This window comes from Streptomyces griseobrunneus (genome assembly GCF_046713465.1).
GTDB classification, from domain to species: Bacteria; Actinomycetota; Actinomycetes; order Streptomycetales; family Streptomycetaceae; genus Streptomyces; species Streptomyces microflavus.
The window spans coordinates 3,941,421-3,963,274 of sequence record NZ_CP177080.1; the positions used below are offsets into that span (position 1 = coordinate 3,941,421).

Genomic DNA, 21,854 nt, shown 5'->3' on the forward strand with positions numbered 1-21,854 from the left:
GTTCACAATAATTGCAGACGCGGGCTAAATGCAAGCGCGGACTATTGCAGGCGTCCCCTATCCTGGAACCACGCAGCTCCCGCACGGAGGAGAGACCATGACCGCGACCGACCCCGCCCTGACCGCCCTGGCCCAGGGCTGGTGCGCCCTCTCCCTGCTCCACGGGAAGATCGAGTCCCGCATCGAGCGATCCCTCCAGGCGGGCCACGGGCTCAGCGCACGTGAGTACTCACTGCTCGACGTGTTGAGCCGGCAGCACAGCGGCCCCGGCGGCCATCTCCAGATGAAGCAGGTCGCCGACGCGGTGGTGCTCAGCCAGAGCGCCACCACCCGGCTGGTCACGAGGCTGGAGGACCGCGGGCTGCTGACCCGGTATCTGTGCGACACCGATCGGCGGGGCATCTACACCGACGTCACCGAGGCCGGCCTCACCCTGCTCGCGGAGGCCCGGCCGACCAACGACAGCGCCCTGCGGGCGGCCCTGGACGAGGCGTCGGACAACCCCGAGCTCGCCCCCCTGGTCCGGGCGGTCGAAGAGCTGAAGGTCGCGGTCTGACAGTGGCGGGCCGGTACTCTGCCGCTCATGAGCGATCTTGAGATACGTCCCGTCGCCGAGACCGACCTGGACGCCGTGGTGGCCATGCTGGCCGACGACCCTCTCGGCGCGCAGCGCGAGTCGCCGGACGACCTCACCCCGTACCGCGCGGCGCTCCGGCGGCTGGCCGACGACCCGAATCAGCACGTCGTCGTGGCCGTCCGCGAGGACCGCGTGGTCGGGACCCTCCAGCTGACCGTGGTCCCCGGGCTGTCCCGGCAGGGTGCCACGCGCTCGATCATCGAGGCCGTGCGCATCCACGCCGACGAGCGGGGCAGCGGGCTCGGTACACAGCTGATCCAGTGGGCGGTGGACGAATCCCGCCGCCAGGACTGCCAGTTGGTGCAGCTGACCTCGGATGTCACCCGCGAGGACGCGCACCGGTTCTACGAGCGGCTCGGATTCACGGCAAGCCACGTGGGCTTCAAGCTCGCTCTCTGACCGACAACGGCCGGTGGGGTGGGTGTTTCACGTGAAACACCCACCCCACCGGCCGTCACAGCTCAGGCATCAGCCGCCGAGCCCCCTCCACCCGGCCGGGTCCAGCCCACCGGGAACATCCGCTCCCGCCTCATAGGGCTCACGGGTGAAGGTGAACGAGCCGAGGTCGAGGTGGTCGACCGAGCCGTCGTCCCTGCGTACGACCCGGAGGGTCTCCCCCGTGTAGTAGTCGTGCAGGCCCGTCCAGGTGCCGTCCGGCCTGGGGATGAAAGACGCTCCGCGACCGGTGCCGCCCAGCGGCCTGAGTTCCAGCCCCCGGCCACCGGTCAGCCTCAGCGTGAACGTGTGGGTCCCCCAGTGCCAGATCCCGGTCAGGGCCAGCAGCTCCTCGTCGGCCTCGGGCAACGGGCGCCAAGGCTCGGGGATCCGCGGTTCCGCGTCCGCGACGATGCTCAGGAGTTCGGCGGCCACCGTGGCGGCGGGCAGCCCTGAGGTGGCGTTGGCGAGGGCGACAGCCGCGACGTCGTCGTCCTCGCTGAACCACAGGCCGGCGACGAATCCGGGCAGCGAGCCCGCGTGCCCGAAGAGGATGCGGCTGTCGGTCTTCACGACCTGGAGGCCGAGGCCGTAGGCGTTGCCTCCGCCCTCGGCGGCGGGTGAGGCGGGTGCCCGCATCTCCCGTACGGACGCGGCCGACAGGACCCGGTCGTCGCCCTCGGCAAGGAATCCGGCGAACCGCAACAGGTCGGCGGCGGTCGACCAGAGCTGACCGGCCGGCGCCATCAGTCCGAGGTCCTCGGCCGGTTCGCTCGCCACCACATCGGCCCAGGGGTGCACGGCCCAGCCCTCCGCGTACGGAGTGACCGGCCCGGCCGTCGTACGGTGCATGCCCAGCGGCTCCAGGATCTCGCGGCGCAGGGCCTCCTCCCAGGAGACCCCGCGTACCGCTTCGATCAGCGAACCGAGCAGGGTGTAGCCCGGGTTGGAGTAGTGGAAGCGGTGGCCGGCCGGGTGCATCTGCGGCTGCTCGCCGAGCACATCGGCGAGCTCCGGCCGCAGGGACCCCGGGGTCCGCTCCCACCAGGGGGCGGGCGCCTCGGCGCCGAGACCCGAACTGTGGCCGAGCAGTTGGAAGACGGTCGCACCGCCCGCTCCGGTGCCGGAGAGGTGCTTCTCCAGCTGGTCGTCCAGGTCGATCAGCCCCTCGTCCCGCAGCCGTAGAACCAGAACCGCGGTGAACGTCTTGGTGATCGAGCCGATCCGGTACTGCGTATCGGCGTCCGGGGCCGGCCCCTCCAGACCCGTACGGCCCCCGCTCCAGACGATCCGGCCCTCCCGCCGCACGGCAGCCGCGAGGGAGGGTGCCCGGCCCTCCCGTTGTGCGGTGGCGACGCGATGGAGGAGGGATCGCCGGGTGCCGGGGAGCAGTTCTTCACTGGGAGAAGTCATGGTCAACCCATACCCGACGGGCTGCCGCCTGACGAGGGGATTACCGGGCACGAAGCCCGCTCCTGGAGCAGCTCCCGCCGGGGTTCAGCGCTTCCGGCTGTACGTCCGCACCAGAACCCCGTTCTCGAAGGAACGCACCTTCTCCAGCGTGAACTCGTCGGCGGCGAACCCGGATCCGAACATCGGCATCCCGGAGCCGTACACCAGCGGATAGGTCTTGATCACGAGCTCGTCGATCTCGTCGATCAGCTCCCCCGCCAGCTGGGATCCGCCGCAGAGCCAGATGCCCAGTCCGCTCTCCTCCGCCTTGAGCTCCCTGACCCTGCCGACCAGGTCCTCCGAGATCAGCTCCACGTTCGGGTCCGGCGCTTCGGTGAGCGTCCGGGAGGCGACGAACTCGCGCATATGGCCGTACGGGCTAGGCAGCCCCATGTCCAGGGCCAGCTGATAGCTGGCCCGCCCCTGGACCACGGTGTCGAACCGCTGGTTCACCAGGTCGTGGAGCCCGAGGATCCTGCGGCCCTCGGCCGAGATGGTCTCCGGGTACTCCTCCTTGAGGAAGGCGAGGAACTCCTCGTTCACGAAGGCCATCATGGTCCCGGCATCACCCTGCGGGTCACCGATGAAACCGTCGATCGAACAGGCGATGAAGTACGTGAACTTGCGCATGTGTTCCCCGTTCCACGTGGCGACGCGGGCCCGACGGCCCAGGACGAGGCGGCGGCCGCATCACGATGGTGACGCACCGCAACCACGTCACTTATAGTGCTTCAGGTGTAGTGGTTGTGCAAGCCTCTTTTCGGAGAACGACGGGCAGGGAGAAGAGCTCATGGCGAAGAACCCCGAGCGCAGGGTGGCACTCACGGACGCGGCCATCGACGTCCTGGCACAGGAGGGGGCCCGCGGCCTCACCTTCCGCGCCGTCGACGCCCGGGCCGGCGTGCCGGTGGGCACCGCCTCGAACTACTTCAGCAGCCGCGACGACCTGTTCATGCAGACGGGAACCCGCATCCACAGCCGGATGACCCCGGACCCGGTCCAGGTCGAACAGGCCCTGCGCCCCGCCCCCTCCCGCGAACTGGTCGCCGAGCTGATGCACTGGCTGGTCCGGCGCATGACCGACGACCGGACGGGCTATCTGGCCATGCTGGAACTCCGCCTGGAGGCGACCCGCCGCCCGGAACTGCGCACCCGGCTGACCGGGACGATCCGCACGTCGTTCGAGGAGAGCGCCGCCTTCCACCGCGACACGGGCCTCCCCGGCGACCACTCCGCGTTCCTCGTCCTCTACCTGGCGATGACCGGCGTGCTCCTGGAGCACTTCACCCTGCCGGACGTGCTCGGCGACATCGCCCTCGACGCCCTGGTGGACACGGTCGTGGAACGGATCATCCCCGGCGGGTGACCGTCACCGCGCCGGGCTCACAGCGAGCGCCGTACGCCCCGCTCAGGTCTGCGCCATGTCCACGAAGCGGGAGTAGTGGCCCTGGAAGGCCACGGTGATGGTGGCCGTCGGGCCGTTACGGTGCTTGCCGACGATGATGTCGGCCTCGCCCGCGCGCGGTGACTCCTTCTCGTACGCGTCCTCGCGGTGGAGCAGGATGACCATGTCGGCGTCCTGCTCGATGGAGCCGGACTCACGCAGGTCGGACACCATCGGCTTCTTGTCCGTGCGCTGTTCGGGACCACGGTTCAGCTGCGAGAGCGCGATCACCGGGACCTCCAGCTCCTTGGCCAGCAGCTTCAGGTTCCGGGACATGTCCGAGACCTCCTGCTGGCGGCTCTCGGAACGCTTCGACCCTCCGGCCTGCATCAGCTGCAGATAGTCGATGATCACGAGCTTGATGTCGTTGCGCTGCTTGAGCCGGCGGCACTTCGCGCGGATCTCCATCATCGACAGGTTGGGGGAGTCGTCGATGTAGAGGGGGGCGGCCGAGACCTCCGGCATCCGGCGCGCGAGCCGCGTCCAGTCCTCGTCCGTCATCGTGCCGGACCGCATGTGGTGCAGGGCCACCCTCGCCTCGGCCGACAGCAGACGCATCGCGATCTCGTTGCGCCCCATTTCGAGGGAGAAGATGACGCTGGGCAGGTTGTTCTTGATCGACGCGGCGCGCGCGAAGTCCAGCGCGAGCGTGGACTTGCCCATGGCGGGACGGGCCGCGATGACGATCATCTGGCCGGGGTGCATGCCGTTCGTCAGGGCGTCCAGGTCCGTGAATCCCGTCGGGACGCCGGTCATCTCGCCGCTGCGCGATCCGATGGCCTCGATCTCGTCGAGCGCGCCCTCCATGATGTCCCCGAGGGGGAGGTAGTCCTCGCTGGTGCGCTGCTCGGTGACCGCGTAGATCTCGGCCTGCGCGGAGTTGACGATCTCGTCGACGTCCCCGTCGGCCGCGTATCCCATCTGCGTGATCTTCGTGCCGGCCTCGACGAGCCGGCGGAGGACCGCCCGCTCGTGGACGATCTCCGCGTAGTACGAGGCGTTGGCCGCGGTCGGGACGGACTGCACCAGGGTGTGCAGGTACGGCGCACCGCCGACCTTGGTGATCTCCCCGCGCTTGACCAGCTCGGCGGCGACCGTGATCGGGTCGGCCGGCTCGCCCTTGGCGTAGAGGTCGAGGATCGCCGTGTAGACGGTCTCGTGCGCCGGGCGGTAGAAGTCGTGGCCCTTGATGATCTCCACGACGTCGGCGATGGCGTCCTTGGACAGCAGCATGCCGCCGAGCACCGACTGCTCCGCGTCCAGGTCCTGGGGCGGAACCCGCTCGAACCCGGGGGAGCCGCCGTCCCAGCCCTCGTCCGAGCCCCGGTCGTGGCGGTCCTCGCGGTTCCCCTTGCGCTCCCCGCGGCGCGGGCGGGAGACAGGCAGACGGTCGCCGGGACCAGCCTCGGTCCAGGGGTCGTCCAAAGGCTCGGGAATGCTCACCGGGCCACCTCCTCCCGTCCGCTTCGCGGACCTAGCCGTGCCACTCTTTCTTACGGCACGGCACCGACAAACAAGTCGCCCGACTCCGCTTCCGGCGCGTCTGGTTCTGCTGATTCCGGTGCCGGAACGGAGTGCGGGCGCCGGTCCACGGTAGGCCTGTCTCCACCGTCAGCCAATCTGGTTATCCACAGGGCATGTGGATGACGGATCAGATGCTGTGGAGAAGTGCTCAGAACCTGTGCACGGACCGGGGGACAGCACTGTGGACAAACTCATAGCAGGACGACGACCACCAGCTTGACCTGCACATTCTCCGTCCACCGACTGTGGGGGAGAAAAACTTTCGCCCTGATTTCAAGATCACTGCGAACGGCGCCCGGATGAGCGCCGCACGGGAGCAGAAGTAAGGGACACTAGGACATTGCATCTCTTACCTGTGGAAGATTAGATTGACCCCCATGACCCCGGCCCCCACCACCCCTCGAACAGGCCGCCGACGGCACGACCGCGAGATCGTCGCCCTCGCCGTTCCGGCGTTCGGCGCACTGGTCGCCGAGCCCCTGTTCGTCATGGTCGACAGCGCAATCGTCGGCCACCTCGGCACCCCGCAACTGGCCGGCCTCGGGATCGCCGCGGCCCTGCTGATGACCGCCGTGAGCATCTTCGTCTTCCTCGCCTACGCGACCACGGCCGCCGTTGCCCGACGCGTCGGGGCGGGCGATCTGCCGGCCGCGATCCGCCAGGGCATGGACGGTATCTGGCTCGCCCTGCTGCTCGGCGCCGTCGTCGTCGCGCTCGCCATCCCCTCGGCCCCCTGGCTCGTCGACGTCTTCGGAGCCTCCGACACCGCCGCCCCGTACGCCGTCACGTATCTGAGGATCTCCAGCTTCGGCATCCCGGCGATGCTCGTCGTCCTCGCCGCCACCGGCGTGCTGCGCGGACTCCAGGACACCCGTACCCCGCTGTACGTCGCCATCGGCGGTTTCGCGGCCAACGGCATCCTCAACGTGGTCCTCGTCTACGGGGCCGGGCTCGGCATCGCCGGATCCGCCTGGGGCACGGTGATGGCCCAGGCGGGCATGGCCGTCGCCTACCTGATCGTGGTCGTCCGCGGAGCCCGTAGGCACGGCGCGTCCCTCCGCCCCGACGCCGCAGGTATCAGGGCCAGCGCCCGGGCGGGTGTCCCCCTCCTGGTCCGGACGCTGTCGCTCAGGGCCGTACTCATGATCGCCACTGCGGTGGCCGCCCGGCTCGGTGACAGCGACATCGCCGCGCACCAGATCGTCCTCTCCCTGTGGAGCCTGACCGCCTTCGCACTCGACGCCATCGCCATCGCGGGCCAGGCCATCATCGGCCGCTACCTGGGAGCCGGCGACGAGAAGGGAGCACGGGAGGCCTGCCGCCGCATGGTCGAGTGGGGCATCGGCTGCGGTATCGCGCTCGGGTTGTTGATCATCCTCGCCCGGCCTCTCTTCATCCCGCTCTTCACCAGCGATCCGGCGGTGAAGGAGACTCTGCTCCCCGCGCTCCTGGTCGTGGCCGTCTCCCAGCCGATCGCCGGGATGGTCTTCGTCCTGGACGGCGTCCTGATGGGAGCGGGCGACGGACGCTATCTCGCGTGGGCCATGTTGGTGACGCTCGCCGTCTTCGCTCCCGTCGCGCTCCTGGTGCCGTCCCTCGGCGGCGGCCTCACCGCAGTCTGGTGGGCGATGACGCTGATGATGGCCGTCCGGCTGATCACTCTGTGGGCGCGCACCCGCTCGGGCCGGTGGATCGTCACCGGAGCGACCCGCTGATACGCGGGCTCTGCGGACTGTTTCACGTGAAACGGTCCGCCCGGGTCCCGTCCGGCTCGCGCCCAAGTCCCGCCCGGGTCCCGTCCAGGCGCGTGAAACGCTCGCGCTGTTTCACGTGGAACAGCCCTGTTTCACGTGAAACAGCCCGCCCCGGCACAGAGCGAAGGGCCGCACCCCCAACGGGATGCGGCCCTTCACCTGCTCTGCTGAGCTCTGCCCTTAGGCAGCAACGACCTCGACGCCGAGCTTCGCTGCGACCTCGGGGTGCAGACGGACGGACACCTGGTGTCCGCCGAGCGTCTTGATCGGCGAGCCGAGCTCGACGCGACGCTTGTCGACGTCGGGACCACCGGCGGCCTTGATCGCCGAAGCGACGTCGGCCGGGGTGACCGAGCCGAAGAGACGGCCGGCGTCGCCGGAGCGAACAGCCAGACGGACCTTCACGCTCTCGAGCTTGGCCTTGATCTCGTTGGCCTGCTCGATCGTCGCGATCTCGTGGATCTTGCGGGCGCGGCGGATCTGCGCCACGTCCTTCTCGCCACCCTTGGTCCAGCGGATGGCGAAGCCACGCGGAACCAGGTAGTTGCGGGCGTACCCGTCCTTGACGTCGACGACATCGCCGGCGGTGCCGAGGCCGGAGACCTCGTGGGTGAGGATGATCTTCATGCTGTTGTCACCCTTCCCTTATCGCGCGGTGGACGTGTAGGGCAGCAGCGCCATCTCACGGCTGTTCTTGACAGCCGTGGCGACGTCACGCTGGTGCTGCGTGCAGTTGCCGGTGACGCGGCGGGCACGGATCTTGCCACGGTCGGAAATGAACTTCCGCAGCATGTTCGTGTCCTTGTAGTCCACGTACTGGGTCTTGTCCTTGCAGAATGCGCAGACCTTCTTCTTAGGCTTGCGCACAGGCGGCTTCGCCATGGTGTTTCTCCTGTGTGATCAAGAAGTGGGGGTACGAGCCGCCCTAGAAGGGAGGCTCGTCCGAGTAGCCGCCGCCAGAGCCGCCGGAACCACCGGAGCCGCCGGAACCACCGGGGCTTCCGCCCCAGCCGCTCCCGCCGCCCTGCTGGCCACCGCTCTGCGGGCCGCCTGCCGGCGCGCCGGTCGCCCACGGGTCGTCGGCGGGAGCACCGCCGCCGCCCTGCTGGCCACCGCCACCGGGACCGCCGCCCCAGTTGCCGCCACCCTGCTGGCCACCGCCGCCGTATCCGCCCTGGCCGCCCTGACCGCCGCGACCGGTGGTCTTGGTGACCTTGGCCGTGGCGCTCTTGAGGCTGGGGCCGACTTCCTCGACGTCCAGCTCGTAGACCGTGCGCTTGACGCCCTCACGGTCCTCGTAGGACCGCTGCTTCAGCCGGCCCTGCACGACGACGCGCATGCCTCGCTGGAGCGACTCCGCGACGTTCTCCGCCGCCTGACGCCAGACCGAGCAGGTGAGGAACAGGCCTTCGCCGTCCTTCCACTCATTGGTCTGCCGGTCGAAGATGCGGGGAGTGGACGCGACACGGAACTTCGCGACCGCCGCACCGGACGGGGTGAAGCGCAGCTCGGGGTCGTCGACGAGATTGCCGACGACCGTGATGACGGTCTCGCCTGCCATGGGTGAACCTCTCGGCGGGGATTGCTTCTGGCTGCTTGCTGCTACTCGGACCCGAAAACCGCTGAGCTAGATGCTCAGTGGATCTCGGGACGGAGGACCTTGGTCCGGAGGACCGACTCGTTCAGGTTCATCTGGCGGTCGAGCTCCTTGACGACCGCAGGCTCGGCCTGCAGGTCGATGACCGAGTAGATGCCCTCGGGCTTCTTCTTGATCTCGTAAGCGAGCCGACGACGGCCCCAGGTGTCGACCTTCTCCACCTTTCCGTTGCCCTCACGGACAACGGAGAGGAAGTTCTCGATCAGCGGGGAGACTGCTCGCTCCTCGAGATCGGGGTCGAGGATGACCATCACCTCGTAGTGACGCATGTGGAACCCACCTCCTTTGGACTCAGCGGCCACGGTCGTTCCGTGGCAGGAGGGTCGTGATGCGTGTTGCAACGGCGTCTCCGAGGAGAACACCCAGCACTGACAATCCGCTCCCGGGATGTTCCTGGGGGAGGGGCTCGCCGTGCCGGCCTGGGCAGACACCGGTGCAGACCGTACAGACTACCTGCAGACCGGCTTCCGGTTGAAATCCGGAGCTCAGGGGGCACATCCGGACCACATCCCGGAGGGCAGATCCGGGGTCCGCGGGGCACAATCGAGACAGATGCGGTGTGAGAGGCGCTACATTCCACCGCCCGTCTCGCCAGGAGGTCATCCATGGCACAGACCATTCGTCCCGCCGGCTCCCGGTCCACGACCGGCCGCCCCGCCACCGGCTCGCTCTTCGCGACGGACGGCAGGCCGCACCCCGTCCAGGACGTCCTGATGGTGGTGACCGGGGTGCTCGGCATCCTCGCCTTCGCGACGGCGATGTTCCACCATCTGCACCTCATCAGCTCCTGGGCAGGGCTGATCGGGATTCTGACCGGTCTCTACGGCCAGTACATCTCGAAGACCACCTGGGAGAGGTTCGGCCTGATCATGGGGATCGGCGCCTCCGCGGTCGGCTTCTACCTCGGCATGGCGCACGGCGGCCTCTTCGGCGGCGTGATCACCTGACCGGCCCCAAGGCCGACGCGGCCACCGGCACGGCCGCGCCGGTCTGCTGCGGGCGGTCCGGCCGTACGCGGCCAGGCCGGGTACCCCTCGGTCACAGTAGGCTTCGGCGCGAGAGCCGGAGCCCCTGACCGATGGGGACACACCTGCCGAGGAGCGCCCCGCATGAGCCTGACCCTGAGGACCATCAGCCGAGAGCAGCATCTGGCGTACATCCAGAACCTGCCCTCGGCCAGTCACTGCCAGGTCCCGGCGTGGGCTGATGTGAAGACCGAATGGCGCTCGGAGAACCTGGGCTGGTTCGACAAGAACGGCGAGATGGTCGGTGCGGGCCTCGTCCTGTACCGCCAGCTGCCCAAGATCAAGCGCTACCTGGCCTACCTGCCCGAGGGCCCGGTCATCAACTGGTACGCGCCCAACCTGGACGACTGGCTCCAGCCGATGCTCGCCCACCTCAAGCAGCAGGGCGCCTTCTCCGTGAAGATGGGCCCGCCGGTGGTCATCCGGCGCTGGGACTCGACGGCCATCAAGTCCGGCATCCAGGACACGGACGTGAAGCGCCTGCGCGATGTCGAGGCCACCCACATCGAGCCGCGCGCCTTCGAGGTGGCGGACCGGCTGCGGAAGATGGGCTGGCAGCAGGGCGAGGACGGCGGCGCCGGATTCGGTGACGTACAGCCCCGTTACGTCTTCCAGGTGCCGCTGGCCAACCGCTCCCTTGAGGACGTCCTCAAGGGCTTCAACCAGCTGTGGCGCCGCAACATCAAGAAGGCCGACAAGGCCGGTGTCGAGGTCGTCCAGGGCGGCTACGAGGACCTGGCCGAGTGGCAGCGGCTCTACGAGATCACGGCCGTGCGCGACCACTTCCGCCCGCGCCCGCTCTCGTACTTCCAGCGCATGTGGACGGTCCTCAACTCCGAGGACCCCAACCGGATGCGGCTCTACTTCGCCCGCCACAACGGGGTGAACCTCTCCGCCGCCACGATGCTCGTCGTCGGCGGGCACGTCTGGTACTCGTACGGTGCCTCCGACAACATCGGGCGCGAGGTCCGGCCGTCGAACGCCATGCAGTGGCGGATGCTCCGCGACAGCTACGCGATGGGCGCCACCGTCTACGACCTGCGCGGCATCAGCGACTCGCTGGACGAGAACGACCACCTCTTCGGCCTGATCCAGTTCAAGGTCGGCACCGGCGGCGAGGCGGTCGAGTACGTCGGCGAGTGGGACTTCCCGCTCAACAAGCTGCTCCACAAGGCGCTCGACATCTACATGTCGCGCCGCTGACCCGCTTCGACCCCCCTCTCGGCACACCCCGTTCGCTCCCTGATTCACCGCAGCCACCAGAAAGGTTCCGGGCCGGCCATGGCGCTCTCCCTCTACGTCGACACCGCGCGCTGGCGGGCGCACCAGAAGTCCGTGATCGACCAGTTCCCCGGGCTCGTACCGGTCTGCAAGGGCAACGGTTACGGCTTCGGCCACGAGCGGCTCGCCGACGAGACGATCCGCTTCGGCTCCGACACCCTCGCCGTCGGCACCACCTACGAGGCCGCCACGATCAAGGACTGGTTCAGCGGTGACCTGCTCGTCCTGACCCCGTTCCGGCGGGGCGAGGAGCCCGTTCCGCTGCCGGACCGTGTCATCCGGTCGGTCTCCTCCGTCGACGGGGTGCACGCCCTGGTGGGCGCCCGGGTCGTCATCGAGTGCATGAGCTCGATGAAGCGGCACGGGGTCAAGGAGGAGGAGCTCGGGCTGCTGCACGCGGCGATCGAGGACGTACGCCTCGAAGGCTTCGCGCTGCACCTGCCGCTGGACCGCACCGACGGCTCGGACGCCGTCGAGGAGGTCATAGGGTGGATGGACCGGCTGCGCGCCGCCCGCCTGCCGCTGCACACCATGTTCGTCAGCCACCTGCGCGCCGAGGAACTGGCCCGGCTCCAGCAGCAGTTCCCGCAGACCCGCTTCCGCGCCCGCATCGGGACCCGGCTCTGGCTGGGTGACCACGAGGCCACGGAGTACCGGGGCGCCGTCCTGGACGTCACGCCCGTCGTCAAGGGCGACCGGTTCGGCTACCGCCAGCAGAAGGCCGCGTCCGACGGCTGGCTGGTCGTCGTCGCGGGCGGTACGTCCCACGGGGTCGGCCTGGAGGCGCCCAAGGCGCTGCACGGAGTGATGCCGCGGGCCAAGGGCGTCGCGCGTGCGGGTCTGGCCACGGTCAACCGGAACCTGTCGCCGTTCGTCTGGGCGGGCAAGCAGCGGTGGTTCGCCGAGCCGCCGCACATGCAGGTGTCGATCCTGTTCGTGCCCTCGGACGCGCAGGAGCCGCGGGTCGGTGACGAGCTGGTCGCCCATCTGCGCCACACGACCACCCAGTACGACCGGCTCGTCGACCGCTGAGCGAGCCGCCCCGGGTCAGCGCTCCCGCGCCGCGCCCCACTCCACCTGAGGTCCCGTGACCGCCGACGCCGTGTGCCCGGGCGGACGGGCCTCGGGCCCCAGCACGAACGCGTCCGGCGCCCCGTCGAGCACCCCGCCCGACGGGTCGTCCGACCCGTCCTTGCGCACCGGGTCCTTCTCCGGCAGCAGGACGTCCCGGACGACCAGGGCGCACAGGTAGAGCGTGCCCAGCAGGTGCAGGGCGATCGCGAGCTGGTACCCCTCCTGCGGCAGCCCCTGGTGCTTGTCGCCGCCGCTCGTGTACGCGAGGTAGAACCAGATCCCCAGGAAGTACATGACCTCGCAGGCCTGCCAGATGAGGAAGTCGCGCCAGCGCGGCCGGGCCAGGACGGCGAGCGGGATCAGCCAGAGCACGTACTGCGGTGAGTAGACCTTGTTCGTCAGGATGAACGCGGCCACCACCAGGAACGCCAGCTGGGCGAAGCGCGGCCGGCGCGCGGCGGTGAGCGCCAGGCCCGCGATGCCCGCGCAGAACACGACCATCAGGACCACGGAGGCGGTGTTCACCGTCTCCACGTCGATGGGCTTCCCGGTGCGCTGGGTGATGATCAGCCAGAACGAGCCGAAGTCGATGGGCCGTTCCTGGCTGAAGGTGTAGAACTTCCGCCACCCCTCGGGGGCGTAGAGCATCACCGGCAGGTTCACCACCAGCCAGGCCGCCCCCGCACCGAGCAGGGCCGTGGAGAACTCGCGCCACCTGCCCGCCCGCCAGCAGAGCACCAGGAGCGGGCCGAGCAGCAGGACGGGGTAGAGCTTGGCGGCCGTCGCGAGGCCGATGAGGATGCCGAAGGCGAGCACCCGGCCCCTCGACCACATGAGCATCGCCGCGGCTGTCAGGGCGACGGCCAGCAGGTCCCAGTTGATCGTGGCGGTGAGGGCGAACGCGGGGGCCAGCGCGACCAGCAGGCCGTCCCAGGGGCGCCGCCGGTGCGTCCGTACGGTGCACACGGCGATGACCACGGCGCAGATCATCAGCATGCCCGCGTTGACCATCCAGTACATCTGCTCCCGCTGCTGGATGGGGTCGCTGTCGGGCGTCAGCGTCAGCCAGGCGGCCACCTGCATGAACACCCCCGTCAGTACGGGGTACTCCAGGTACTGCATGTCGCCGCTCAGCCGGTCGAAGTAGGGCACCAGACCGTCGGCGAAGCCGCGTCCCAGGAAGAGGTGCGGGATGTCGGAGTAGCAGGCGTGCGTGTACTGCGAGGTCGCTCCGCGGAACCAGGCCCACTCGTAGCAGGGGATCTTCTGCACCATGCCGAGGGCGAACATCCCGATCGCGACCAGGGCGACGACCCGTACGGGCGTCAGCGGACCGTCGCCGAGCCGCGCCCAGCGCCCCACCCGTCCGCCGAACAGCTCACTGCCGGCCGCCGCGACCTCGTCCTGATCCGTGGGCCGCACGACGGGCCGCTCCTGCTGCTGCACGCTCGTGTCCTCTGCGCTGGGGCTTGGCATGCCGCACATCCTGCCGTACGGGGCTGTGGCCCGGGCATGGACCGCCCCGGGACACGGAAGGGGAAGCGGAGGAACACCTACGGGGTACGCGGTGGCTCCCGCAGCCCGCGAAAGCGACGAGGGCCGCCGCACCCCGTCCGGTGCGGCGGCCCTCGTCCTGCGGGCGTCCAGGGCCTGTCACGGGCCCGCTGCGGTGCGGCTGTCAGCCGTTGGCACCGCTCCATAGGCCGCCGCCACCGTTGTTGTTGCCACCGTTCCCGCCGTTGGCACCTTCGGTGGCGCCTTCCGTGGTGCCGGTATTCGCACCACCGTCGGCTCCGGCGTTCGCACCACCTTCGGTGGTGCCGGTATTCGCACCACCGTCCGCCCCTGCGTTCGCACCACCGTCGGCTCCGGCGTTCGCACCACCGCCGTTGGGGTTGTTGCAGTCCCAGTCAAAGGGCTCACAGGTCTTGCTCGGCGTGGGCGACGGGGTGGTGGGCGACGGGGACGGCGTCGGCGGCTCCGGCTCCTCGCTGGAGGGTGTCGGGGAAGGCGTCGGGCTGGGCGTCGGGCTCGGGCTGGCCGCGCCACCGCCCCAGACGGTCTCGCCGATGGGCTGCGGCTCCGGGAACGAGAGAACCTTCTTCCCTTTCATGGCCGCGGTCATGTAGTCGTGCCAGATGGACGCCGGGAACGAGTTTCCGTGGATCTTCTTCTCGCCGCCGGTGCCGAACATCTCTTCGAACTTGCGCTTGGTGTTGGTCTCGTCGTCGTCCAGCCGGAACATGCTGATCGCCGTCGAGAGCTGCGGGGTGTAGCCGACGAACCAGGCGGACTTGTTGCCGTCCGTCGTACCCGTCTTGCCCGCCGCCTCACGTCCGGGAAGCCGCGCCGGCTTGCCCGTTCCGTTCTCCACCACGTTCTTCAGCACGTCCGTGACGTTGTCCGCGATGAGCGGGGAGAAGGCGCGCCTGGGCTGCTTCTTGTGCTTGAAGACGACCTCGCCCTCCTTCTTCACCTCGGTGACCGAGTACGTCGGGTTCTGCTGACCGCTCGTGGCGAAGGTCGCGTAGGCGCCCGCCATCCGGATGGCGCTCGGCGAGGACGTACCGATGGAGAACGACGGAACGGTGGAGTCCGCCATCATGTCGTCGTCCTTCAGACCGGCGTTGACGGCGGCTTCCTTGACCTTGTCCGTCCCGACGTCCATGCCTAGCTGCACGAAGGGGGAGTTGGCCGACTGCTCCATGGCGTGCCGCAGGTCGATCTCGCCGTGGTCGTAGTCACCGTCGTTCGTCTGGAGCCACTCGTTGTCGTCCTTGTCCCTCCAGACCTCGCCGTTGTAGTTCTTGATCCGCAGCTTGTTGTCGCCGTTGTAGATGCTCTCCGGCGAGACGACGGTCCGCTGGGAGGCGTCCTGGTCGGGCTCCAGCTTCGGGTCGCGTACGCCGTACTGCATGGCGGCGGCCAGGACGAACGGCTTCCAGGTCGAGCCGACCTGGGCGCCGGTCGCGTCGGCGTTGTTGGTGAAGTGCTTCGTGGCGTCCTGCCCGCCGTACGTGGCCAGGATGGCGCCCGTCTTGGTGTCCACCGAGGCACCGCCGAACTCCACATGGGTGTCCGTCTTGGGACGCTCATCGGGCCGGATCTTGGCCTTGTAGACCTTGTCCACCGCCGCGCTGAGCTGCTTCACCTTCTTCTCGTCGAAGGTGGTGCGGATCTCGAACCCGCCGAGCTCCATGTCCTTGGCGGTGTAGTCCTTGGTGTTGGCGAGGAAGTACTTCCTCGCGAGCTCCACCAGGTAGCCGGTCTGGCCGCCCAGTTTCGCGTCCTTCCTCGGCGGCTTGGGCATCGGGAACTCGGTGATCTTGTCCCGCTCCGCCTTCTCCATCGTGCCGTCCTTGACCTGCTCGTCAAGGATCCACTTCCAGCGGTCCGTGGCACGCTCGGTGTTGGCCTCGCGAGTCGCGCTTTTGTCGATCTCGGTGGCACCGGCCGGGTCGAAGTAGCTCGCGCCCTTGAGCAGCGTCGCCAGGAAGGCGCACTCGCTCGGGGTCAGGTCCGTGGCGTCCTTGTCGTAGTAGGTACGGGCCGCGGCCTGGATGCCGGAGGCGCCGCGTCCGTAGTACGAGACGTTCAGGTAGCCGGCCATGACATCGCGCTTGTCCACGTTGCCGGCCACCTTGAGCGTGATGAAGAGTTCTTTGAACTTCCGGGAGAGCGTCTGGTCCTGGGTGAGGTGCGAGTTCTTCACGTACTGCTGGGTGATGGTCGACCCGCCCTGGGTCTGACCGCCCGTGGCCATGTTGAACACGGCGCGGCCGATGCCCTTGGGGTCGATGCCCCGGTCCGTCCAGAAGCTCTTGTTCTCGGCCGCGACCACGGCGTTGCGCATCGCCACGGGGATCTGCTCGTAACTGATCTCCTGGCGGTTGACCACGCCACCGGTCGCCACCATCTGATCGCCGTTGGCCCAGTAGTAGACGTTGTTCTGCGCCTTGGCCGCGTTCTGGATCTTCGGCGTGTCGACCAGGGCGTACGAAACGCCGCCCACGCCCATCAGCATGCCGAGGAAGCCCACGCAGAGGCCCGAGACGAGCTTCCACGAGGGCAGCCAGCGGCGGAATCCGTACTTGCCGTGACGCGGGTAGTCGATCATCCGCTTCTTGCCGGGAGGCCCGGCGGCGCCCCGGCCGCGCGGTTCCTCCGCACCGCCCCGCCGTCGGCCCCCGCCGCGCTGGGCCGCGCGACGGGCCTCGGCACGGCTGCCGTACCGGCGGTCCTCGCCGTGCGACTCGGACGGCGATTCGGAAGGTGATACGGACGTTGCTCTACGTGACGGGACGGCTCGTCGTCCCGTCGACTGCTGGGCGGCTCGTCTGGCCGCGGCCCGCCCGCCACCTTGCGGCTGAGGCGATTTGCGACGGTGCTCGCTCATGGAACGACTACTCCTCGGGCAGGCGAGAGCGCCTGGAAGCGGCAGTTGAGATCCGGTCCCCCCGAATTACGGACCAGCCCTGCGGAAGGCTCATCCGCAGTACATCCGGCAGTCCGCGATGACTGACGCACAACGGCGCCTCACGGTTCCCGGTGGTCTGCATGCCGCACAGACTACGCACGGTCAAAACCCTCCTAGGGCCGAAGTTCACCCCAAACGACGCAAGTCGCTTCCTACGAATTGACGATGTGACGCCGCTCACGAAGGTCACCCTTGTCGAACCGGACGGACCGATCTATCGTGCTGATGTATCGAGTCGATACATCAGTGCGGCATAAGTACGTCAGTGGGTCCGGCAGACGGCCCCCGCGGAACCAGCGGCAGAAGGAGGAGACGCCCGTGAGCCGACGCTCCGGCATTCTCGAGTTCGCCGTTCTCGGGCTGCTCCGCGAGTCACCGATGCACGGCTACGAGCTGCGCAAACGCCTCAACACCTCGCTGGGGATCTTCCGCGCGTTCAGCTACGGAACCCTCTACCCCTGCCTCAAGACGCTGGTGGCCAGCGGCTGGTTGATCGAGGAGCCCGTCGGCGACCCGGCGGACACCACACCCGCCTCCTCCCTCACGGGACGCCGGGCGAAGATCGTCTACCGGCTGACGGCGGAAGGTAAGGAGCACTTCGAGGAGCTGCTCTCGCACACCGGTCCGGACGCCTGGGAGGACGAGCACTTCGCCGCACGCTTCGCCTTCTTCGGGCAGACCGAACGTGAGGTGCGGATGCGGGTGCTCGAAGGCAGGCGCAGCAGGCTGGAAGAACGCCTGGAGAAGATGCGCGCCTCCCTCGCTCGCACACGCGAACGACTCGACGACTACACACTTGAGCTGCAGCGACACGGCATGGAGTCCGTGGAGCGCGAAGTGCGCTGGCTGAACGAGCTCATCGAGAGCGAGCGGTCGGGACGGGATCAGAGACGATCCTCGCCCGAAGGCTCTGCTCAGCAGGACACATCAGGAGAGACGGGCGGCCTGCCCCGGCACCGGGGTGACACCCCGCCGGATCCGTCCGACGACACCGCCAAGTGAAGTCACCGCATTCCGCGGGGACTTCATCGGAAACACCGATTACACAGGGAGCAACCGGAATGGGTTCGGTTCGCGTAGCCATCGTAGGCGTAGGCAACTGCGCCGCCTCGCTGGTGCAGGGCGTCGAGTACTACAAGGACGCAGATCCGGCCGGCAAGGTGCCCGGCCTGATGCACGTCCAGTTCGGCGAATACCACGTCAGCGACGTCGAGTTCGTCGCCGCCTTCGACGTCGACGCGAAGAAGGTCGGCCTCGACCTCGCGGACGCCATCGGCGCCAGCGAGAACAACACCATCAAGATCGCGGACGTGCCGAACACGGGCATCACCGTCCAGCGCGGCCACACCCACGACGGTCTGGGCAAGTACTACCGCGAGACGATCGAGGAGTCCGCGGACGCCCCGGTCGACATCGTCCAGGTCCTCAAGGACAAGCAGGTCGACGTTCTCGTCTGCTACCTGCCCGTCGGTTCCGAGGTCGCCGCGAAGTTCTACGCGCAGTGCGCCATCGACGCCAAGGTCGCCTTCGTCAACGCTCTCCCGGTCTTCATCGCCGGCACCAAGGAGTGGGCGGACAAGTTCACCGAGGCCGGTGTCCCGATCGTCGGCGACGACATCAAGTCCCAGGTGGGCGCCACCATCACGCACCGCGTGATGGCGAAGCTCTTCGAGGACCGGGGCGTCGTCCTGGACCGCACGATGCAGCTGAACGTCGGCGGCAACATGGACTTCAAGAACATGCTCGAGCGTGAGCGCCTGGAGTCCAAGAAGATCTCGAAGACGCAGGCCGTCACCTCGCAGATCCGTGACCGCGAGCTCGGTGCGGACAACGTCCACATCGGCCCCTCGGACTACGTGGCCTGGCTGGACGACCGCAAGTGGGCGTACGTGCGCCTCGAGGGCCGCGCCTTCGGTGACGTTCCGCTGAACCTGGAGTACAAGCTCGAGGTGTGGGACTCCCCCAACTCGGCCGGTGTCATCATCGACGCCGTCCGTGCGGCGAAGATCGCCAAGGACCGCGGCATCGGTGGCCCCATCCTCTCTGCGAGCAGCTACTTCATGAAGAGCCCGCCGGTGCAGTACTTCGACGACGAGGCCCGCGAGAACGTCGAGCGGTTCATCAACGGCGACACCGAGAGCTGAACCGGCCTTCACGGCTGACAGCCTCACCGGAGCGCTGAGCGGCGACGCTCACCTCTTCCTGCCGCACGTCGGGGGTCCCCGGGCAATCCGCCCGCGGACCCCCGACGTGTGTGACGCTTGCTCACATGTCTGTCGCGCGTGATCTGCGCACCCTCCTGCGCCTGCGGAACTTCCGCCTTCTGCTCACCGTGCGGCTGCTCTCCCAGTCCGCCGACGGCGTCTATCAGGTCGCCCTCGCCGCGTACGTCGTCTTCTCCCCGGAGAAGCAGACCTCGGCCGCCGCCATCGCCTCGGCCATGGCGGTGCTCCTGCTCCCGTACTCCCTGATCGGCCCCTTCGCGGGCGTTCTGCTGGACCGCTGGCCCCGCCGCCAGGTCTTCCTGTACGGGAACCTCCTGCGCGCCGCCCTGGCCTGCTGCACGGCCCTGCTGATCCTCGCCTCGGTGCCGGACTGGCTCTTCTACGCCTCGGCCCTCTGTGTCACCGCCGTCAACCGCTTCGTGCTGGCCGGGCTCTCCGCCGCGCTGCCACGGGTGGTGGACACCGAACAGCTCGTCGTCGCCAACTCCCTGTCCCCGACGGCCGGCACCCTCGCGGCCACCGCGGGCGGCGGCATCGCCTTCGTCGTTCGGCTGGTGGCCGACGAGTCCGATGCTGCGGTCGTCCTGCTGGGGGCCATGCTCTATCTGCTCTCCGCGCTGGCTTCGCTGAGCCTGCCGCGAGCACTGCTGGGGCCCGATCCCGACGGAACGCCTCTCCGGCTGCGGGCGGCCCTGACCGTCACGGCCCACGGGCTGGTCGCCGGAGTGCGCCACCTGGGAGAGCGGACCCACGCGGCCCGCGCGCTGGCCGCTATGACGGTGCTCCGCTTCTGCTACGGCGCGCTCACCGTGATGGTGCTCATGCTCTGCCGCTACGCCTGGGCGGACGACGAGTCCGACGGGCTGGCGCTCCTCGGCCTGGCGGTCGGGGCCTCCGGTGCGGGTTTCTTCGTCGCCGCCGTGGTGACCCCCTGGGCCGTGGGACGGCTCGGACGGTACGGGTGGATCGTGGTCTGCGCCGGATCCGCGGCTGTCCTGGTGCCGGCCCTGGGGCTCTCCTTCACACCTGTACCGATGCTGATCGCCGCCTTCGTACTCGGTGTCGTGACCCAGGGGTCGAAGATCGCGACGGACACCGTCGTCCAGACCTCGGTGGACGACTCCTTCCGCGGCCGGGTCTTCTCGCTCTACGACGTGCTCTTCAATGTCGCGTTCGTGAGTGCGGCAGGGGTGGCGGCGGTGATGCTTCCGCCGGACGGCAGGTCCGTCGCCGTGGTGACGGGAGTGGCCGCGCTGTACGCGGCCGTCGCGGTGGCAATGTTCCGCCGGCGGTACACCAGCAGCGCCGGGTAGCCGGTCCTGGACATGCCGAGGGGCGTTGTTTCACGTGAAACAACGCCCCTCGGCGCATGCGGAGCGGGTGATGTTTCACGTGAAACATCACCCGCTCCGGCTCAGCTCTGTTCCGCCCACCATTCCTTGAGCGCCGCCACCGCCGCGTCGTGCCCCATCGGGCCGTGCTCCAGCCGCAGCTCCAGCAGGAACGCGTACGCCTTGCCGATCACCGGACCGGGACCCACCCCGAGGGCCTGCATGATCTCGTTGCCGTCCAGATCGGGGCGGATGGAGTCGAGCTCCTCCTGCTCCTGGAGCAGGGTGATCCGCTCCTCCAGACCGTCGTAGATCCGGGAGAGCGCGTTCGCCTTGCGCTTGTTCCGGGTCGTGCAGTCCGACCGGGTCAGCTTGTGGAGGCGTTCGAGGAGCGGTCCGGCGTCGCGCACGTAGCGGCGGACAGCGGAGTCGGTCCACTCGCCGTCGCCGTACCCGTGGAAGCGCAGGTGGAGCTCGACCAGCCTCGACACGTCCTTGACCAGGTCGTTGGAGTACTTCAGCTCGGTCATGCGCTTCTTGGTCATCTTGGCGCCCACCACCTCGTGGTGGTGGAAGGAGACCCGGCCGTCCTTCTCGAAGCGCCGCGTCCTCGGCTTCCCGATGTCGTGGAGCAGCGCGGCCAGACGCAGAACGAGATCGGGGCCGTCCTCCTCCAGGTCGATGGCCTGCTCCAGAACGGTCAGCGAGTGCTCGTAGACGTCCTTGTGACGGTGATGCTCGTCACTCTCCAGCCGGAGAGCGGGGAGCTCCGGCAGCACATGATCGGCCAGGCCGGTGTCGACGAGGAGTCCCAGGCCCTTGCGCGGGTGGCTGGAGAGCAGGAGCTTGTTGAGCTCCTCACGGACCCGCTCTGCGGAGACGATCTCGATCCGGCCGGCCATCTCCGTCATCGCGGTGACGACGTCGGGGGCGACCTCGAAGTCCAGCTGTGCGGCGAAACGGGCGGCGCGCAGCATGCGCAGCGGGTCGTCCGAGAAGGACGACTCGGGCGTGCCCGGGGTGCGCAGCACGCGCTCGGCCAGATCCTTCAGGCCACCGTGCGGGTCGATGAACTCCTTCTCCGGCAGCGCGACAGCCATCGCGTTGACCGTGAAATCGCGGCGCACGAGGTCTTCCTCGATCGAGTCGCCGTAGGAGACCTCCGGCTTGCGGGAGGTTCTGTCGTACGCCTCCGACCGGTAGGTGGTGACCTCGATCTGATAGCCGTCCTTCTGCGAGCCGACGGTGCCGAAGGCGATCCCGACCTCCCACACCGCGTCGGCCCACGGTCGGACGATGGTCAGTACGTCCTCGGGGCGGGCGTCGGTGGTGAAGTCCAGGTCGTTCCCGAGCCGGCCGAGCAGCGCGTCACGGACCGAGCCGCCGACCAGCGCGAGGCCGAATCCGGCCTCCTGGAAGCGGCGGGCGAGGTCGTCGGCGACCGGGGACACTCGCAGCAGCTCACTCACCGCGCGATGCTGCACCTGGTTCAGTGCACTGGCGTTCTCTTCGTTGGCGTTCGGCACAACAGAAAAGGG

General features: G+C 68.7%; 20 protein-coding genes. 10 read left to right on the forward strand and 10 right to left on the reverse strand.

The genetic code is table 11. The features are described 5' to 3' along the window. Positions 1–97: 97 nt before the first annotated feature. A complete protein-coding gene (locus ACK8N7_RS18025; protein WP_015609873.1) occupies positions 98–556 on the forward strand; it encodes a MarR family winged helix-turn-helix transcriptional regulator in 459 nt (152 codons plus the stop codon). A 27-nt stretch (positions 557–583) separates the two neighbouring features. After that, positions 584–1,036: a GNAT family N-acetyltransferase gene (locus ACK8N7_RS18030; RefSeq protein ID WP_031122559.1), complete on the forward strand. Its 453-nt coding sequence runs from the start codon at positions 584–586 to the stop codon at positions 1,034–1,036. Positions 1,037–1,105: 69 nt separating this feature from the next. On the opposite strand, the gene ACK8N7_RS18035 is transcribed toward ACK8N7_RS18030, so the two are convergent. Together ACK8N7_RS18035 and ACK8N7_RS18040 are read right to left on the reverse strand one after the other, a co-directional pair. Further along, complete coding sequence (locus ACK8N7_RS18035) at positions 1,106–2,485, reverse strand: serine hydrolase domain-containing protein (RefSeq protein ID WP_403213697.1); 1,380 nt, start codon at positions 2,483–2,485, stop codon at positions 1,106–1,108. Between the two features lie 84 nt (positions 2,486–2,569). Continuing rightward, a complete protein-coding gene (locus tag ACK8N7_RS18040; protein WP_500443207.1) occupies positions 2,570–3,154 on the reverse strand; it encodes a dihydrofolate reductase family protein in 585 nt (194 codons plus the stop codon). A gap of 160 nt (positions 3,155–3,314) precedes the next feature. Between ACK8N7_RS18040 and ACK8N7_RS18045 the strand changes: the two genes are divergently transcribed. After that, positions 3,315–3,890, forward strand: a complete 576-nt coding sequence (locus tag ACK8N7_RS18045; RefSeq protein WP_403213693.1) for a TetR/AcrR family transcriptional regulator — start codon at positions 3,315–3,317, stop codon at positions 3,888–3,890. A gap of 42 nt (positions 3,891–3,932) precedes the next feature. Here ACK8N7_RS18045 and dnaB read toward each other — a convergent pair whose 3' ends face one another. Next, positions 3,933–5,411 carry a replicative DNA helicase gene (dnaB, locus tag ACK8N7_RS18050; protein WP_015609868.1) on the reverse strand — a complete coding sequence of 493 codons (1,479 nt, stop codon included), beginning with the start codon at positions 5,409–5,411 and terminating at the stop codon, positions 3,933–3,935. Positions 5,412–5,869: 458 nt separating this feature from the next. Between dnaB and ACK8N7_RS18055 the strand changes: the two genes are divergently transcribed. Beyond that, positions 5,870–7,207: an MATE family efflux transporter gene (locus ACK8N7_RS18055; protein WP_500443210.1), complete on the forward strand. Its 1,338-nt coding sequence runs from the start codon at positions 5,870–5,872 to the stop codon at positions 7,205–7,207. A 219-nt stretch (positions 7,208–7,426) separates the two neighbouring features. Here the strand turns inward: ACK8N7_RS18055 and rplI are convergent, their stop codons facing one another. The 4 genes from rplI to rpsF all read right to left on the reverse strand — a co-directional run bounded on the left by rplI (position 7,427) and on the right by rpsF (position 9,172). Further along, positions 7,427–7,873: a 50S ribosomal protein L9 gene (gene rplI, locus ACK8N7_RS18060; RefSeq protein ID WP_015609866.1), complete on the reverse strand. Its 447-nt coding sequence runs from the start codon at positions 7,871–7,873 to the stop codon at positions 7,427–7,429. A gap of 18 nt (positions 7,874–7,891) precedes the next feature. Beyond that, positions 7,892–8,128: a 30S ribosomal protein S18 gene (gene rpsR, locus ACK8N7_RS18065; RefSeq protein ID WP_003967857.1), complete on the reverse strand. Its 237-nt coding sequence runs from the start codon at positions 8,126–8,128 to the stop codon at positions 7,892–7,894. Between the two features lie 43 nt (positions 8,129–8,171). Then, complete coding sequence (locus ACK8N7_RS18070) at positions 8,172–8,807, reverse strand: single-stranded DNA-binding protein (protein WP_032755849.1); 636 nt, start codon at positions 8,805–8,807, stop codon at positions 8,172–8,174. Positions 8,808–8,881: 74 nt separating this feature from the next. Further along, on the reverse strand, positions 8,882–9,172 hold the full coding sequence (gene rpsF / locus ACK8N7_RS18075; RefSeq protein ID WP_015609864.1) for a 30S ribosomal protein S6: 291 nt from the start codon (positions 9,170–9,172) through the stop codon (positions 8,882–8,884). A 336-nt stretch (positions 9,173–9,508) separates the two neighbouring features. On the opposite strand from rpsF, the gene ACK8N7_RS18080 reads away from it, so the two are divergent. The 3 genes from ACK8N7_RS18080 to ACK8N7_RS18090 all read left to right on the forward strand — a co-directional run bounded on the left by ACK8N7_RS18080 (position 9,509) and on the right by ACK8N7_RS18090 (position 12,241). Beyond that, on the forward strand, positions 9,509–9,850 hold the full coding sequence (locus ACK8N7_RS18080; protein ID WP_403213689.1) for a hypothetical protein: 342 nt from the start codon (positions 9,509–9,511) through the stop codon (positions 9,848–9,850). Between the two features lie 162 nt (positions 9,851–10,012). Then, entirely contained in the window at positions 10,013–11,131 is a 1,119-nt protein-coding gene (locus ACK8N7_RS18085; RefSeq protein ID WP_403213687.1) for a lipid II:glycine glycyltransferase FemX, read from the forward strand. A 78-nt stretch (positions 11,132–11,209) separates the two neighbouring features. After that, a complete protein-coding gene (locus ACK8N7_RS18090; protein WP_355122465.1) occupies positions 11,210–12,241 on the forward strand; it encodes an alanine racemase in 1,032 nt (343 codons plus the stop codon). 15 nt (positions 12,242–12,256) lie between these two features. On the opposite strand, the gene ACK8N7_RS18095 is transcribed toward ACK8N7_RS18090, so the two are convergent. Both ACK8N7_RS18095 and ACK8N7_RS18100 read right to left on the reverse strand, forming a co-directional pair. Further along, the gene (locus ACK8N7_RS18095) at positions 12,257–13,759 is read right to left on the reverse strand and encodes a glycosyltransferase family 87 protein (protein WP_403213685.1); all 1,503 of its coding nucleotides are present in this window, start codon (positions 13,757–13,759) and stop codon (positions 12,257–12,259) included. Positions 13,760–13,961: 202 nt separating this feature from the next. Further along, positions 13,962–16,679: a transglycosylase domain-containing protein gene (locus ACK8N7_RS18100; protein WP_500443213.1), complete on the reverse strand. Its 2,718-nt coding sequence runs from the start codon at positions 16,677–16,679 to the stop codon at positions 13,962–13,964. Positions 16,680–17,078: 399 nt separating this feature from the next. On the opposite strand from ACK8N7_RS18100, the gene ACK8N7_RS18105 reads away from it, so the two are divergent. The 3 genes from ACK8N7_RS18105 (at position 17,079) to ACK8N7_RS18115 (ending at position 20,298) form a co-directional block, all read left to right on the forward strand. Next, positions 17,079–17,762, forward strand: coding sequence for a PadR family transcriptional regulator (locus tag ACK8N7_RS18105; RefSeq protein WP_500443215.1), 684 nt, complete (start codon positions 17,079–17,081; stop codon positions 17,760–17,762). 59 nt (positions 17,763–17,821) lie between these two features. Then, on the forward strand, positions 17,822–18,904 hold the full coding sequence (locus ACK8N7_RS18110; protein ID WP_403213679.1) for an inositol-3-phosphate synthase: 1,083 nt from the start codon (positions 17,822–17,824) through the stop codon (positions 18,902–18,904). Positions 18,905–19,029: 125 nt separating this feature from the next. Further along, complete coding sequence (locus tag ACK8N7_RS18115) at positions 19,030–20,298, forward strand: MFS transporter (protein ID WP_500443217.1); 1,269 nt, start codon at positions 19,030–19,032, stop codon at positions 20,296–20,298. A gap of 101 nt (positions 20,299–20,399) precedes the next feature. Here ACK8N7_RS18115 and ACK8N7_RS18120 read toward each other — a convergent pair whose 3' ends face one another. Further along, the gene (locus tag ACK8N7_RS18120; protein WP_403213675.1) at positions 20,400–21,842 is read right to left on the reverse strand and encodes a CCA tRNA nucleotidyltransferase; all 1,443 of its coding nucleotides are present in this window, start codon (positions 21,840–21,842) and stop codon (positions 20,400–20,402) included. Positions 21,843–21,854: the final 12 nt, after the last annotated feature.

What these genes read in the sequence shown, in the direction of transcription:
- ACK8N7_RS18025 (WP_015609873.1), top strand. Translation starts at nt 98, where the DNA reads ATGACCGCGACCGACCCCGCCCTGACCGCCCTGGCCCAGGGCTGGTGC.
- ACK8N7_RS18030 (WP_031122559.1), top strand. Translation starts at nt 584, where the DNA reads ATGAGCGATCTTGAGATACGTCCCGTCGCCGAGACCGACCTGGACGCC.
- ACK8N7_RS18035 (WP_403213697.1), bottom strand. Translation starts at nt 2,485, where the DNA reads ATGACTTCTCCCAGTGAAGAACTGCTCCCCGGCACCCGGCGATCCCTC.
- ACK8N7_RS18040 (WP_500443207.1), bottom strand. Translation starts at nt 3,154, where the DNA reads ATGCGCAAGTTCACGTACTTCATCGCCTGTTCGATCGACGGTTTCATC.
- ACK8N7_RS18045 (WP_403213693.1), top strand. Translation starts at nt 3,315, where the DNA reads ATGGCGAAGAACCCCGAGCGCAGGGTGGCACTCACGGACGCGGCCATC.
- ACK8N7_RS18055 (WP_500443210.1), top strand. Translation starts at nt 5,870, where the DNA reads ATGACCCCGGCCCCCACCACCCCTCGAACAGGCCGCCGACGGCACGAC.
- rplI (WP_015609866.1), bottom strand. Translation starts at nt 7,873, where the DNA reads ATGAAGATCATCCTCACCCACGAGGTCTCCGGCCTCGGCACCGCCGGC.
- rpsR (WP_003967857.1), bottom strand. Translation starts at nt 8,128, where the DNA reads ATGGCGAAGCCGCCTGTGCGCAAGCCTAAGAAGAAGGTCTGCGCATTC.
- ACK8N7_RS18070 (WP_032755849.1), bottom strand. Translation starts at nt 8,807, where the DNA reads ATGGCAGGCGAGACCGTCATCACGGTCGTCGGCAATCTCGTCGACGAC.
- rpsF (WP_015609864.1), bottom strand. Translation starts at nt 9,172, where the DNA reads ATGCGTCACTACGAGGTGATGGTCATCCTCGACCCCGATCTCGAGGAG.
- ACK8N7_RS18080 (WP_403213689.1), top strand. Translation starts at nt 9,509, where the DNA reads ATGGCACAGACCATTCGTCCCGCCGGCTCCCGGTCCACGACCGGCCGC.
- ACK8N7_RS18085 (WP_403213687.1), top strand. Translation starts at nt 10,013, where the DNA reads ATGAGCCTGACCCTGAGGACCATCAGCCGAGAGCAGCATCTGGCGTAC.
- ACK8N7_RS18090 (WP_355122465.1), top strand. Translation starts at nt 11,210, where the DNA reads ATGGCGCTCTCCCTCTACGTCGACACCGCGCGCTGGCGGGCGCACCAG.
- ACK8N7_RS18095 (WP_403213685.1), bottom strand. Translation starts at nt 13,759, where the DNA reads ATGCCAAGCCCCAGCGCAGAGGACACGAGCGTGCAGCAGCAGGAGCGG.
- ACK8N7_RS18100 (WP_500443213.1), bottom strand. Translation starts at nt 16,679, where the DNA reads ATGAGCGAGCACCGTCGCAAATCGCCTCAGCCGCAAGGTGGCGGGCGG.
- ACK8N7_RS18110 (WP_403213679.1), top strand. Translation starts at nt 17,822, where the DNA reads ATGGGTTCGGTTCGCGTAGCCATCGTAGGCGTAGGCAACTGCGCCGCC.
- ACK8N7_RS18115 (WP_500443217.1), top strand. Translation starts at nt 19,030, where the DNA reads ATGTCTGTCGCGCGTGATCTGCGCACCCTCCTGCGCCTGCGGAACTTC.